Here is a 13,592-nt window from a genome sequence, read left to right on the forward strand (position 1 = left end):
GACAATGGAATAATAATGAGAATACAATGCAAAATTTAGCCCTAACCTACACTGGCGACGTCGCCATGCTAACCATGCAAAATGGAGAGAACCGCCACAATCCTCTCTTCGCAAAGGAGATGCTTTCAGCGTTAAATACCATTAAAAGTAATGAAAGCTGTAAAGCACTAGTGATCACATCAAATGATGAGAAATGCTTTAGTCTAGGTATAGACACAGACTGGCTAATGCCAGCAATGAAAGCAGCTCGCACTGAGGAAATAAAGCAATTTATGTACGGTATGGATGACGTGTTTAAAGCGCTGCTTCTGTTCCCTCTTCCCGTTATTGCTGCAATCAACGGACACGCCTTCGGAAACGGAGCAATTTTGGCGTGCGCTTGTGACTTCAGATTTATGCGCGCAGACAAAGGCTTCTTCTGTTTCCCTGAAGTAGATTTATCAATCCCCTTTCTGCCCGGTATGATTGAGTTTGTTAAAAAAGCGATGCCGTATTACAGATTTAATGAAATGAAGCTTTCCGGAAGGCGAGTGTCTGGTAAAGAATTAGAGCAAGATCACGTGGTAGAGAAGGCGTACGATACACAAGAAAGCTTGATGGAAGGTGCGCTGAACTACGCTAAGACCTTTGATAAAAAGCGTGGTATTTTTGGCGAACACAAAAAGCGTCTACATAAACATATCATCCACACTATCGATAACGAGAATAAACCGTTAATAGAATCGCTTTCACTCATGGCATAACAATAATAGGTGCTATGGTGGAGCGTCACTTAAGACGCTTCACCGACATCTGCTAATAAGACTCTTCACGGGCATATCGATGTTGGACTCTACACTGTTAGTTAGGCCTTGGTGTTCTCTTCCTAAAAAGATCGACTTTAACCCCCCAATGCAACGATGCAATTCTTAGTAAAACTGTTACAGAGATAGAACCTAAAATGCACCAAATGTAAGGGATATCTAGGGCAAACAAGGCGGCGTAAGTGAGACCACCTGCAAAACATGCACTCGCATAAACATCTCCGCGCATAACGTAAGGTACTTCTCTGCAAACCACATCGCGCATCAAGCCCCCAAAGATACCGGTTGTCATGCCCATCGTTAAGGCGACAATCATTCCGGTTCCACTAATAAGTGCTTTCTCGATGCCTATGACATTAAAAATAGCAAGCCCTATGGTGTCGATAAGTATAAAGTAAAAATTGGAAGGTGAAGGCATGTAGCGAATGAATAAGACTGTCGCGAATATAGCTGAATAGGTTGCTAGTAGATACTCTGAGGTTTCTACCCAGAAAATAGGTTTTCCTAATAGGAGGTCTCTTAAAGTACCTCCGCCAAGGGCTGTCATCACGCCGACAACGACGATGCCAAACCCATTGATACTTTTGTCATGCCCCAGTAATGCGCCCGATACAGCAAAAAATGCGACGCCAACAACGCCTAACACGATAAAGTATTCTGTACTCATCCATCTCTCTATTAAGAAACCTTAATGTTTGTATTAAAAAACAGGTTGAATGGATCGAATTTCAGGCACATCGAGTAGGGTGAGGCGTCACCGCCTCATCCCTCTCACAGAACCGTACATACGGGCCTCGTATACGGCTCATGTACATAGTTATTTAGCGTAATTGCTAAACACATATCCCGTTGCAACATTCTCCAAGTTCATTAGCCCAAGTTCATCGAACCAACTGTTTGGCATCGCGTAGCTTGCTAAAGGACTGCGTGCACTGCTCCAGCTCGTCATGTTGATGTGAGCGAACTTGCCTTTATAACCATGCTGTCGTAGCCAGCGATGAAGGCGGCTCGCCTTCTTCCATAACTTAAGTTGGATGCTGCGCAAGCGCCGTCTTAGCCAGCTCGCGAGTTGCTTAAATACCCTGCTCGCATTGGCTATCTTGAAGTAATAACTGAACCCTCTTAGCAGTGGGTTTAGTGCATTGATAACTGATTGCAGTGGCATTCCGCCATTGCGTTTCGTCATCTGCTTGAGCTTCGCCTTAAACGCGGTGAGTTTCTTGGGCTGGATGCGGGTATGTTTCGTCCCGATTTCAACGCCGAGGAACTTCACACCAACATCACTGTGGGTGATGTGTGTTTTCTCCGTGTTTACGCTTAGCTTTAGCTTTTCTTCTAAGATGTGTGTGGCTTGCGCTTTGGCATTTTCTGCCGCTGCACGACTGCTACACAGGATAAGGATGTCATCAGCATAGCGCACTATGCGGTGCCCACGTTGTTTCATTTCCTCATCGAACGCATCCAGATAGATGTTCGCTATGAGCGGGCTTATTACCCCGCCTTGCGGACTGCCTGTTTCTGTCTGCTGCCAATGTCCATCTACCATCACCCCACTTTGTAAGAACTGAGCAATGAGACTCAGCACGCTACCATCACGAACCCGTCTTTTAATACTCTTAATGATAAGCGTATGGTCCAGCTTATCGAAGCACTTCGACAGGTCCATGTCCACCACGTGTCGCCGTCCGTATCGACGGATGAACATCGTGGCTTTATTGATGGCATCGTGACAGCTCCGCTTCGGTCTATAACCAAAGCTTGATGGATGGAACTGCTCTTCGAAGATGGGGGTAAGGAGGTCATTCAAGCATTGTTGAACCACTCTATCCCTGACTGTTGGGATACCCAATAGACGCTCACCGCCCCCGTCTTTCGGGATAATGACCCGCCTTACCGGTTGCGGTTGGTAGCGTTTGGTTTTGAGTTCAAGAAGAAGCTGCGATAGTTCATTATCCAGATTTGAGGCAAACGCGCTCAGGCTCTGCCCATCTATTCCGGCCGCACCTTTCGCTTTGAATACCTTTTTAAACCCTTTGAACAGCCTCGCTTTATTAAGCAGGTGACCGTACAAACTATAATAAACCCGCATACTTCCTCTCGAAGATAGTGTGCTGTGTGGGGGCCGATACTTTCTCTTCGCGTTGGTCTATTTCACATGGTGGTAGAGCGTGCTAGCCCAATGGCAATCTACTCAACGTTCCCACATTACTCCCATGTACCGTTTCGTAGCCAGTCCGTCGCTTCCGCGACAAACCAAGTACGAAGACGTCGATTGCGAGTCGATTCGTGTACCACTGAAAAAAAAAAACATCTGCTCATCACAGACTGACTATGTACTTCCGCCCTTCGCCATCCCTATCAGCTTTTGGCTAATAGTGACGCCATCAAACACAATGCTGATGGTCAGCTCGGTTTTACCCTCCACACCATTACTGGCTTTCACAGGCCGAACTTTACTCACTACTACGGCTTCATCTGCCACCTCACACCGATTAACATCTTGAGTCCCCCCTTGAACGTTAACCACTTACTCTAAGTAAGTTTAGGTGCCAGGCTTCCCCAGTTACTGCACTGACGCCCTGTTAGAAATCCCACCCTCAAGCACAAAACAGGACTGACCGAGTATCGGGCTTCACGCTATTTTGCACGCTTACCCCCCTGTCTTGCCGAATCAGGTTCACTTGCGTTGTGTACCTCTAACTTCCTATGGCTTCCTTCGGACCCTGCCGTTGGCCAACCACGCCCTTGCCATTCGGATTATCTTCCCCTCAGTCAGGGTGATTCAGGTTTCTTTCAACCTGACGGGTTTGCCAGCTTCGCTGGGCAAACAAAAAAGCCCGCTTAAAGCGGGCTTTTTCGAAGTTAACAATAACGCAAGGATTAGTAATCTTAGTTAAGCTTCTCTTTGATACGTGCAGATTTACCTGAACGCTCACGTAGATAGTAAAGCTTAGCACGACGAACCGCACCGCGACGTTTCACTTCAATTGAAGAAACTGCCGGGCTGTGTGTTTGGAACACACGCTCAACGCCTTCGCCGCTAGAAATTTTACGCACGGTAAAAGACGAGTGCAGACCACGGTTACGTTTAGCGATAACAACACCTTCATAAGCCTGAAGACGCTCTTTGTCACCTTCGGTAACGCGAACTTTAACAACTACTGTGTCACCTGGACCAAACGCAGGAACATCAGTCTTTAGCTGTGCTTCTTCGATTTTTTTGATGATATCTTGACTGACTTTGCTCATCATATCCTCTCGTCCTAGTTAACTGTCATCTTGCTGCAGTTGCGCTTGGAATAATTCAAGCAAACGCTGCTGCTCCTCAGTCAGAGCTAGGTGATTTAACAATTCAGGGCGACGCTGCCAGGTTCTACCTAATGATTGCATCAATCGCCACTGCCTAATTTTTTCATGGTCCCCACTTAACAACACATCAGGTACCTTTTGACCATCGAGTATTTCGGGCCGCGTATAGTGCGGACAATCCAAAAGACCGTCAGTGAAAGAATCTTCAACTGCTGAGGCTTTATGCCCCAACACGCCAGGAACTAATCGAGCAACCGCGTCCATAAGAACCATTGCTGGCAGTTCACCGCCGCTTAGCACGTAATCACCAATAGAGACTTCTTCATCTACATGGCTTTCGATTACTCGCTCGTCGATGCCTTCATATCGACCGCAAATTAAAATTGTGCGGTCAATGTTTGCAAGTCGCTGTACGCCTGCTTGGTCAAGGGGTTTCCCTTGTGGTGATAAGTAGATCACCTTACTTTTTTCGCCACCAACTTTTTTGGCAGCTTGTATTGCGTCGGTTAGCGGTTTTACCATCATCAGCATACCGGGTCCGCCTCCGTAGGGGCGATCGTCTACTGTACGATGGCGATCATGTGTAAAGTCACGGGGGTTGAAGGTGTCAACCGATAACGTTCCAGACTTAACTGCTCGACCTATAACACCCTGTTGGGTAAAAGGGGCAAACATATCTGGAAACAGGCTAACAACGCCGAACCACTTTTCCGGTGTCACTTAAAACTCCGGGTCCCAGTCAACTTTAATGACCTTCGCTTCCTTATCCACCTCTTGTACGACTTCGTCGAACACAAAAGGTAATAGTCTTTCTTTTTGACCAAAAGCATCGCCTACATTCGCTTTAACGTGAATCACGTCGTTAGCACCTGTATTAAACACTTCTTTCACCACACCCAAGTCGTAACCTTGCGTTGTTACTACTTTCATGCCGGTGAGCTCACGCCAATAAACCCCTTCGTCGCCTAAATCAGGCAGCTGTGAAGCATTTATGTTGATATCCAAGTTTTTGATGCGCTCAGCATCATCTCGACTATCAACGCCCACAATTTTTGCAACGAGGCTTTTACCGTGCGGTCGCCACTGGTCAATTTGGTATTCTTTTTCATCGCCAAGAAACCATGGCGCGTAATCAAAAATACCTTCTGGCGTTTCTGTATAGCTGTTGATTTTGACCCAACCTTTAACACCGTACGGTGCGCCAATTTTGCCAACAATCACTTTGTCAGACGCTAGACTCATCTATACCACCAGTTAATAACAGCTTACGCTGCAGATTTTTTCGCTTCTTTTACCAAGCTAGAAACGCGATCTGATAAGCTCGCGCCTACACCAACCCAGTATTCAACACGCTCTAGATCTACGCGAAGACGTTCCGCTTGACCTTGTGCAGTTGGGTTGAAGAAACCGATGTTTTCAATGAAACGACCGTTTCTTGCACGACGGCTATCAGCCACCACTAGTTGATAAAATGGACGCTTTTTCGCGCCACCACGCTGTAAACGAATAGTAACCATAAATGCCTCAAACTCGTTGTAGCGTTACCGTTAACTTAAGCCTTCAACCAACGTCTAAAAATTAGACACCAATTAGAAGGCCGCCGAATTATACGGATATCACCACTCAATGCAAGTAAAAACCTGATTTATCCTTTGTTTAGTTCAATATCGCTCCCGTAAGTAGGTGATGGCCTAAGAACGCAAATACACATGCATGATCTTTCGTAAGTTTCTTTAAAATAACATCTGGTGGTGTATTGTTAACGTAGCACTAGAATTTAGTGTGGATAAAAAACTTAAGCCATATGCAGTTTAAAGGATGGCAGTTAACTGGATTTTAGTTTTTCTCTGGCGCATTTGTTAATCAAAGGCTTCAGTAAATGGATCACGAAGAAGGATTATTCGAATGAAATTATCATCACTCATACTCGCTACATCAATTGCTCCACTTTTCACGTGTTCATCCGCTACAGATATGGTCACACAACAAGCAGAAGTCCAACCCAATGAAGCTCGTATAGACTTTTTCGCTAACCGCGGAGAAGCCTTTGACAATAAGCGAGAGTACGTAAAGTTGATGTGTTTTAACCAACGCCCTAACGGTGCGTTAGTTCTTCGGGATGTTGAGCCGGGAGAGCATGTTCTATTTGTTCAAGCCAGTGTCGTAAACACTGACCTGCCTGATGGTACCACTCGCGAGGCGATAGTTAGGCTAGATGTAAACTTAGAAGGCGGCAAGCGTTACTCGCTCAACCAATCTCGTGACCATCACGATATGAAAGTATGGCTCCAAGAAACGGATTCTGGCGTCCCTGTTTCAGACATCGTTACAACCCGTGTTGAATACCCAAAATCGGTGGGAGATTTACGCCTTGAACAATGCAAGGAAGGTACAGTTTAAAAGTACTTGCTTCTTTCAATAACGATTATAGATGACGCAGGGTTACTCTTGCGTCGTTATAGTCGTAGGGAACGTTTTGCCACTGTGGCTTTTTAAGCGCTTGTGATTTTGTCTCTTCTGCCTCGGCAAATTTGTTTGATTTGAGTATTAAGCTGGGAAAGCCTTGGGCGCCTATACTACGCGCCATTTGCATTTCTTCGTTTAATTTCTCAATTGTACTTTCACTATTGAGTGCTATTTCAAAGCGCTCGACATCAAGCCCTATTTCTTCAGCAAATGCTATCAAGGTATCAAAATCCGACGGGTTTTTCGCATTCAGGTAATACCCTTCTTGAATTGCCTTGATCATTGCCTTCTCTAATGCTTTTGCTTCATCGCTATCTCTAGCCTGCGCTTTTGCTGCAAGAACTGCTCGACACGAAGGATAGGTCGAACGACGAGGCTGACACTTTGTCCAAAAATCATAGTTGAATTGTGTTCCAGGCACACGATCTTGAATAGTTTGCCAATAGCCTGCAATAGTAAGTTTCATTTGTTCCGGCATAGGTAAATCACTATCCGGTGCGAGCCCGCCAAGCAAGTAGACAACCTCAATGTCGTTGGGTAACTCACGCTGTATTTGCTCCCAAGTAGGAACGAATGCCCAACACCAACTGCACATTGGATCATGAACATAATACAAAGTACGTGTTTCACTCATCGTTATTTTCCCGTTTTAACTATTTTGCTTTGCTTCTGCGACGTTAACTTTCATCCCAGCGTAAATACTGCCGCTGTAATCGCATTGCCTACGTCCAATGTACATGCTTTGCCGTATAATCCAAATAATGAATTTTAATAAGCGTAGCGAAATCAACGCTATGAATTAGTTATGCGCATGAAGAGGTAATTTTGACAACACCACTCGCTAGTGTATCAACCAAACAAGTCTTACAGTGGATTGGCTCACATTTACTTCGCTACAAAGCGCGCGTTGTAGGTGCAGTTATAGCACTTTTCACGGCCGCAGTTGCATGGCTTTTACTTGGGCAAGGCATTAAGTACGCTATCGACAGCGGCTTCATAGAAAACGCAGCGGATACGTTAAACAAAGCCACAGTATTAGTGCTAGCCATTACTATCGTGGCCTGTTTAGCAACATATGCGCGCTTTTACTTAATGACTTGGCTTGGCGAGCGGGTTAGTGCTGATATCAGAAACCAGGTATATGCGCACTTGCTGTCTCTTCCGCCTTCATTTTTTGCAGAACTTAGAACTGGCGAGGTCATTTCTCGATTTACCAGCGACACTACAATTATCCAGACTGTAGTGGGAATGAGTTTGTCGATGACCCTTCGCTCGGTCGTGACTTTCGTTGGTGCACTGGCACTTATGACGTTTTCTAGTCCCCTTCTTACCTTCTGTGTAATTGTTGCAGTACCCGCTGTGCTGGTTCCTATCAAAGTACTGGCGCCTCAAGTGCGCCGTTATGCCAAAGAAAGCCAGGACAAAGTGGCAGACTTGGGTGCACGCATTGATGAAAGTCTCCATGAAATTATGACCGTACAGGCCTATACCGCTGAAAATGCCGAACGACTGCATTTCTCTAAAAAGGTAGAGCTTGCCATGGACGTAGCTAAAAAGCGTATTCACTATCGCTCACTACTTATTGGCTGCATCATGTGTATCAGTATGACGGCCATCATCTTTATTGCTTGGGTAGGGGCAAGGCAAGTATTAGACGGCACTATGACCGTAGGTGAACTCTCCGCTTTCCTTTTCTATGCCGTAATGGCTGGCGGCAGTGTCGCCACGATTAGTGAAGTCATTGGAGAAGTACAGCGCGGTGTGGGGGCAAGCGAACGTTTATACGAACTATTTACCACTGAGTCAGCTATCAAACCTTTATCAGATGAGGCGAAGAAAATTACCGAGCCTGAGCACGCAGAAGAATCTAACCTTAAAGAGGCTGAAAATAAGGTTTCAATTTCAAAGGCTGTCCCTAGAATTCAGTTGGACAAGGTCAGCTTTGCATATCCAGATAGTAAACCTTTGTTTGATAAATTGAATATTGATATACAAGCAGGTGAACGTCTTGCTTTAGTTGGTGCAAGTGGTGCAGGTAAAACCACCCTCTTTCAATTGCTAATGCGTTTTTACGACCCAAGTAGCGGGCAAATTCTGTTTAACGGGATGCCTATTAATAAAATGCCCGTTGATGTTTTGAGGAGACATATTGCGATAGTCACTCAAGAGCCTGTGGTTTTTGCTGATACCGTGTTGGAGAACATTCGCTACGGCAGCCCTAACGCAAGTGATGACGATGTAATAAATGCGGCGAAACAGGCGTTCGCTCACGAATTTATCGATAACCTTGATGAGCGCTATAACACACAGTTAGGCGAACGAGGCGTGAAGCTTTCAGGCGGTCAGAAACAGCGGATTGCCATTGCTCGCGCTATTTTGGCCGACCGCCCAATCTTACTTCTCGATGAAGCGACGAGTGCGCTTGATGCGATGAGTGAGCGTATGGTTCAGCAAGCGATAGATAGGTTAATGGTGGGCAAAACCAGCATTGTGATTGCTCACCGGCTTGCAACGGTTCAACACGCCGACCGAATTTTGGTCATGGATAAAGGTCAAGTCGTAGGAAGCGGCGACCATGCATCGTTAATGAAAAGCGACACCCTGTACAGGGAATACGCTGAACTGCAATTGCTTAGCTGAACCGCCTGTGGTGCTATACGGTACAAATAACGAAGTCGACTAATCGACTGCAAAACATACGTTTTGATAATACAAAAATAAAAGGACCAGCAGCTTTTTCTGCACAGGTTCCAATAACGCTACGGGTTTATAATGAAAAATTCATTCTATGTTGCAATGAAGACATGGACGTGTCTTTGCGCTCTTCTTTTAATGATGATGTCAACTGCTAACGCGCAGTTTATGGGAGACAGACAAGCAAAGCTCGTCGTAACCAAGCCCATCAATTTTATGAGCGAAACGCGAAAGGTAGAAGCCGTTGGCAGTGCCGAAGCCGTTCGTTCTATTGTGCTTTATCCTGCCGTCTCTGATGAAGTCATGGAAATTAACTTTGTCCCAGGTCAGTCAGTGGAAAAAGGCAAGGTGCTTGTTCGCCTTGATGATAGACGTCAGCAAACGGCATTAAAACGCGCCAAGCTTACCTTGGAAGATGCCCAGCGTACTGTAGAACGATTAGCATCAAGCTATAAACAAGGCGCTGTACCTGTGAGCGAGTTAGATTTGGCTCGCACCCAACGCGACCTTGCGGAAGTTGCCTTAGAAGAGGCTCAAGCAGATTTAGAAGACAGACACATTGTTGCTCCTTTTGATGGCATTGTAGGCATTACTGATGTTGAGGTAGGCGACCGTATTAACGAGCAGACTGTGATCACTACACTGGATAACAGAAGCAAACTCTTTATTAACTTCAGAGCGCCTGAAGCAGCATTGCCCGTTTTACTGAATGCGCCAAACGTAACGCTTGAGCCATGGAGTGACAGAGAGAAACTAGTAAGAGCCGAGATAGCTCAGGTTGATTCTCGTATCAATGAGGCTGATAGAACGCTTCGCGCTAGAGCATTACTCGACAACTCTTCTGATCAATTTCGCCCTGGCATGAGCTTTCGGGTTAATTTAAGCATTGAAGGCGATCGCTTTGCTGCCATTCCAGAAGCCGCACTTTTGTGGGGAGCTACTGGCGCTTACATATGGCTTGCCGAAGACGGTAAGGCTAAACGTGTTGACGTGAGTGTTCATCAGCGTCTTAGAGGAACTATCCTTGTTTCGGGCGACATTGAAGAAGGTGACACACTAATTTCTGAAGGTGTACAACGCTTACGTACCGGACAAGAGATTACTACCGAACTGGCCGGAGGGCCTCAAGGTGAGTGATCCAAACCTATCTTCGTCAGTTAGCGACTTACCATCGCTATCTATTCGACGCCCGGTTCTTATTGTTGTACTAAATCTACTTATTGCTATCGCTGGGTTTGCTGCATTGAGCGGTCTTGAAGTGCGCGAACTGCCCGATGTAGATACACCTCAGGTAACCGTTACAGCAGAATTTCCCGGCGCATCTCCTGAAACAGTAGATGCCGAAGTAACTGGTCGCCTTGAAGGTGCGGTTGCGCGTGTGAGTGGCGTCAAAGACATCTATGCGCAAAGTGAAGAAAACTCGGCCCGTGTTCGGGTTGAGTTTCGCCCCGGCGTTAACTTGGAAGACGCGGCTAACGAAGTACGTGAGTCGGTCAGTCGAATTCAGCGACAGCTTCCGGAAGATGTCGAACAAGTATCGATCATTCGGGCCGACAGCGACGCTCAGGCGGTCGTAAGCCTTGCTATTTCAAGTAATACCTTGGACATGGAGACGCTCACCGAACGTGTCGACACCGATGTAGCACCATTGTTTTTAAGCATTCCTGGCGTTGCCGACGTTATGTTAGATGGAGAAAGAGAGCGTGTGCTGCGCGTTTCTGTGGATCCTCTACGATTAACCAGTTTTGGCCTATCGATGAGTGACATTGCTAATGCACTATCGCTTGCGCCTTTTGATGTACCCGCTGGCAGTATTCAATCTGCCGAACAAGCGTTAATCGTGCGAGCTGATGCAACTTCGGTATCGGCAGAAGATGTGGGTAACATTGTTGTAAGCGGTGACATTCGCATTAATGATGTTGCCAGTGTGTACTTCGGCCCTGCCGACACCACCAGCGTAGTTCGTTTGGATGGAACGCCAGTCATAGGCGTTGGCGTAATACGTCAAGCAAGCTCTAATACGATCGAGATTTCAGATGAAGTGCTGGCCATGGTCGCAGACCTCGACAAGCGTTTTACTGATATGCATATCGTAGTAACGTCCGATGATGCAGAGTTTATCCGCGACTCGGTTAAAGAAGTGGTCGTCTCACTCAGCTTGACCGTGGCGTTAGTCGTGGTCACACTCTTAGTGTTTATTGGTTCATGGCGTGCCACCATCGTCCCTGCCCTGTCGATACCCGTTTCGCTAGCGGGTGCACTGGCTATTATTTGGGGCATGGGCTTTTCCATTAATATTCTTACCCTCCTCGCTCTTGTATTGGCCACGGGTATGATAGTAGACGACGCTATTGTGGTTTCTGAAAATATACAGCGTCGCAGAAGTATGGGTCTAGGTGCCCGTGCGGCAGCCGTGGTGGGCACACGAGAAGTATTCTTCGCAGTAGTAGCAACAACCGCAGTACTCGCCTCAGTATTTATTCCCATCGCATTCCTTCCTTCTACTGCAGGGCTTTTATTCAGGGAGTTTGGAGGCGTATTAGCTGGCGCTGTTATAATCTCATCTTTCGTTGCCCTTTCCTTGGTTCCTGCACTTACCGCCCGACTTAAGGTGAAAGAAGCGAAAGAAAGCGATTTGTTTAGCAAGACCTTTGGCCGTTTTGGCAACGCTTGTTTGCGCCTGTATCAGGCGTCATTATTAAAAGCGCTCAAATATGGCTGGGTAGTTGGTGTGTTGAGCTTAGCAGCAGGCGGTGGCGCTTATATTTTATCGCAAAATATCGATAATGAATTACTGCCAAGCGAAGACAGAGGCACAATTCGTATTTTTGCACGAGGTCCAGACGGTGCTGGCCTAAACTTTATGGACAGACAAGCTGAAAAGATGGAAGAACTGCTGCTTCCCTATGTGGATAACGGCACCATAGATTCCATTTACACGGTAGTCGGTTCGTGGGATCCCAACATCGTCTTTATCACAGCGCCTTTGAAGCATTGGGATGACCGAGACAAATCTCTGCAAGAAGTAGTAAATGAAATACGCCCTAAGCTTCAGCAAATTCCTGGTGCACCAGGTAGTGCCTTCGGCGGCAATAGTTTGAACCTTCGCGGTCAAAGCGGCGGGCTTGAAATAGCTTTAACTGGCGACACTTATGAAAACATTTTCGAAGCTTCACAAGCGTTCTCTCGTCAGATTGAAGATGCACTACCTGAACTAGGTAGACCGAGAATAAGCTACGACCCTACCCAACCTCAGATGAGAGTAAATATTGACAGACGCCGTGCTGAAGAACTGGGCGTGCCGCTTACCGATATAGCAAGTACCCTGCGCGCCGCTGTGAACGGCGATGATATCGCAGATTTGAATGTGGGCGACCAATCTATCCCTATCATGCTGCAAACTAATAATCGCAGTACATTAGATCCATCTGAGCTTACTAGCTTGTATGTGAAAAGTACCGACGGAAACTTGGTGCCTCTTTCTAGCGTAGCTTTCATCAGTGAAGAAGGTGTTGCCGCTGAATTAGAGCGTCAGGCACAGCGCCGCGCAATTAAGCTGGAAATGGAATTGCCCGAAGACGTAGCGCTTAGTAATGTAGTGGAAAATATTCGCAATCTAGCGGCAGAATCATTACCGAACGGTATCGGACTTGTGTTTCTTGGCGAAGCACAAACTTACGAAGAAACGTCTAAGCAAGTAGCGCTTACCTATGTGTTGGCTTTTGTTATTGTACTGCTTGTATTGGCTGCACAATTTGAAAGTGTGAACAGTGCGGTTGTGGTTATGCTTACCGTTCCTTTTGGTATTGCAGCCGCGGTCTATGCCCTGTTTTTAACCGGCACCAGCATTAATATTTACTCGCAAATTGGCTTGGTAATGTTGATAGGTCTTCTCGCCAAAAACGCGATTCTTTTGATTGAATTTGCCGACCAGCTTCGCGATAAAGGCTATGATATTTACGATGCTATTGTCGAGGCTGGTAGAGTGCGATTACGCCCTATTATGATGACGCTGGTTTCAACAATACTAGGTGGCCTGCCGCTCATTCTGTCCACAGGCGCTGGCGCAGAAGCTCGTAATGCTATTGGCTGGGTCGTATTTGGTGGATTGGGTATTGCCGTAGTATTTACCCTTTACCTGACACCGGTTTTGTATCTTGCACTTGCCCGATTTACCAAGCCACGTGCAGACGAAAGCGCTAAGCTTGAGAAGGAAATGGAAGAAGCCAACGCACAGCATTCCTAGGATTTACCCGCTTAAGTAGGCGCTATGCCTATTTAAGCGGCACCTAAACGGCGACTGTGCGCTAGGTTTGCTTT

13 protein-coding genes are annotated in these 13,592 nt (G+C 46.4%); 5 read left to right on the top strand and 8 right to left on the bottom strand.

The annotated features are described in order from the left end of the window. Positions 1-26: 26 nt before the first annotated feature. Positions 27-743 (top strand): enoyl-CoA hydratase/isomerase family protein, encoded by a 717-nt coding sequence (locus WA381_RS12590; RefSeq protein ID WP_061485220.1) that lies wholly within the window; start codon positions 27-29, stop codon positions 741-743. Between the two features lie 97 nt (positions 744-840). Here the strand turns inward: WA381_RS12590 and WA381_RS12595 are convergent, their stop codons facing one another. From WA381_RS12595 to rpsP, 7 genes are all read right to left on the bottom strand, one after another. Next, the gene (locus tag WA381_RS12595; protein WP_156086128.1) at positions 841-1,470 is read right to left on the bottom strand and encodes a trimeric intracellular cation channel family protein; all 630 of its coding nucleotides are present in this window, start codon (positions 1,468-1,470) and stop codon (positions 841-843) included. A gap of 150 nt (positions 1,471-1,620) precedes the next feature. After that, complete coding sequence (gene ltrA / locus WA381_RS12600; RefSeq protein ID WP_061485059.1) at positions 1,621-2,892, bottom strand: group II intron reverse transcriptase/maturase; 1,272 nt, start codon at positions 2,890-2,892, stop codon at positions 1,621-1,623. Positions 2,893-3,132: 240 nt separating this feature from the next. Beyond that, positions 3,133-3,285: a hypothetical protein gene (locus tag WA381_RS12605; RefSeq protein WP_168463716.1), complete on the bottom strand. Its 153-nt coding sequence runs from the start codon at positions 3,283-3,285 to the stop codon at positions 3,133-3,135. Positions 3,286-3,692: 407 nt separating this feature from the next. Next, entirely contained in the window at positions 3,693-4,052 is a 360-nt protein-coding gene (rplS, locus tag WA381_RS12610; protein WP_024015986.1) for a 50S ribosomal protein L19, read from the bottom strand. 18 nt (positions 4,053-4,070) lie between these two features. Next, positions 4,071-4,832, bottom strand: a complete 762-nt coding sequence (gene trmD, locus WA381_RS12615) for a tRNA (guanosine(37)-N1)-methyltransferase TrmD (RefSeq protein ID WP_014948834.1) — start codon at positions 4,830-4,832, stop codon at positions 4,071-4,073. Next, on the bottom strand, positions 4,833-5,354 hold the full coding sequence (gene rimM, locus WA381_RS12620; protein ID WP_156086127.1) for a ribosome maturation factor RimM: 522 nt from the start codon (positions 5,352-5,354) through the stop codon (positions 4,833-4,835). Between the two features lie 23 nt (positions 5,355-5,377). After that, positions 5,378-5,629 carry a 30S ribosomal protein S16 gene (gene rpsP, locus WA381_RS12625; protein WP_014948832.1) on the bottom strand — a complete coding sequence of 84 codons (252 nt, stop codon included), beginning with the start codon at positions 5,627-5,629 and terminating at the stop codon, positions 5,378-5,380. Between the two features lie 388 nt (positions 5,630-6,017). Here rpsP and WA381_RS12630 point away from each other — a divergent pair, with 388 nt between their 5' ends. Then, positions 6,018-6,512, top strand: a complete 495-nt coding sequence (locus WA381_RS12630) for a hypothetical protein (RefSeq protein ID WP_156086126.1) — start codon at positions 6,018-6,020, stop codon at positions 6,510-6,512. 25 nt (positions 6,513-6,537) lie between these two features. Here WA381_RS12630 and WA381_RS12635 read toward each other — a convergent pair whose 3' ends face one another. Continuing rightward, complete coding sequence (locus WA381_RS12635; RefSeq protein ID WP_156086125.1) at positions 6,538-7,212, bottom strand: DsbA family protein; 675 nt, start codon at positions 7,210-7,212, stop codon at positions 6,538-6,540. Positions 7,213-7,403: 191 nt separating this feature from the next. Here WA381_RS12635 and WA381_RS12640 point away from each other — a divergent pair, with 191 nt between their 5' ends. The 3 genes from WA381_RS12640 (at position 7,404) to WA381_RS12650 (ending at position 13,518) form a co-directional block, all read left to right on the top strand. Next, entirely contained in the window at positions 7,404-9,218 is a 1,815-nt protein-coding gene (locus WA381_RS12640) for an ABC transporter transmembrane domain-containing protein (RefSeq protein WP_156086124.1), read from the top strand. 132 nt (positions 9,219-9,350) lie between these two features. Next, complete coding sequence (locus WA381_RS12645; protein WP_156086123.1) at positions 9,351-10,409, top strand: efflux RND transporter periplasmic adaptor subunit; 1,059 nt, start codon at positions 9,351-9,353, stop codon at positions 10,407-10,409. After that, on the top strand, positions 10,402-13,518 hold the full coding sequence (locus tag WA381_RS12650; protein ID WP_156086122.1) for an efflux RND transporter permease subunit: 3,117 nt from the start codon (positions 10,402-10,404) through the stop codon (positions 13,516-13,518). Before WA381_RS12645 ends, WA381_RS12650 begins: the two co-directional genes overlap by 8 nt. Positions 13,519-13,592 lie beyond the last annotated feature (74 nt).

This window comes from Alteromonas sp. CH_MED4-4, assembly GCF_037029575.1.
In the GTDB taxonomy this organism is placed as follows: Bacteria; Pseudomonadota; Gammaproteobacteria; order Enterobacterales; family Alteromonadaceae; genus Alteromonas; species Alteromonas macleodii.

Bases quoted from the DNA above. Each gene is read 5' to 3' on its own strand.
- WA381_RS12590 (WP_061485220.1), top strand. From the start codon at position 27: ATGCAAAATTTAGCCCTAACCTACACTGGCGACGTCGCCATGCTAACC.
- WA381_RS12595 (WP_156086128.1), bottom strand. From the start codon at position 1,470: ATGAGTACAGAATACTTTATCGTGTTAGGCGTTGTTGGCGTCGCATTT.
- ltrA (WP_061485059.1), bottom strand. From the start codon at position 2,892: ATGCGGGTTTATTATAGTTTGTACGGTCACCTGCTTAATAAAGCGAGG.
- rplS (WP_024015986.1), bottom strand. From the start codon at position 4,052: ATGAGCAAAGTCAGTCAAGATATCATCAAAAAAATCGAAGAAGCACAG.
- rimM (WP_156086127.1), bottom strand. From the start codon at position 5,354: ATGAGTCTAGCGTCTGACAAAGTGATTGTTGGCAAAATTGGCGCACCG.
- rpsP (WP_014948832.1), bottom strand. From the start codon at position 5,629: ATGGTTACTATTCGTTTACAGCGTGGTGGCGCGAAAAAGCGTCCATTT.
- WA381_RS12630 (WP_156086126.1), top strand. From the start codon at position 6,018: ATGAAATTATCATCACTCATACTCGCTACATCAATTGCTCCACTTTTC.
- WA381_RS12635 (WP_156086125.1), bottom strand. From the start codon at position 7,212: ATGAGTGAAACACGTACTTTGTATTATGTTCATGATCCAATGTGCAGT.
- WA381_RS12645 (WP_156086123.1), top strand. From the start codon at position 9,351: ATGAAAAATTCATTCTATGTTGCAATGAAGACATGGACGTGTCTTTGC.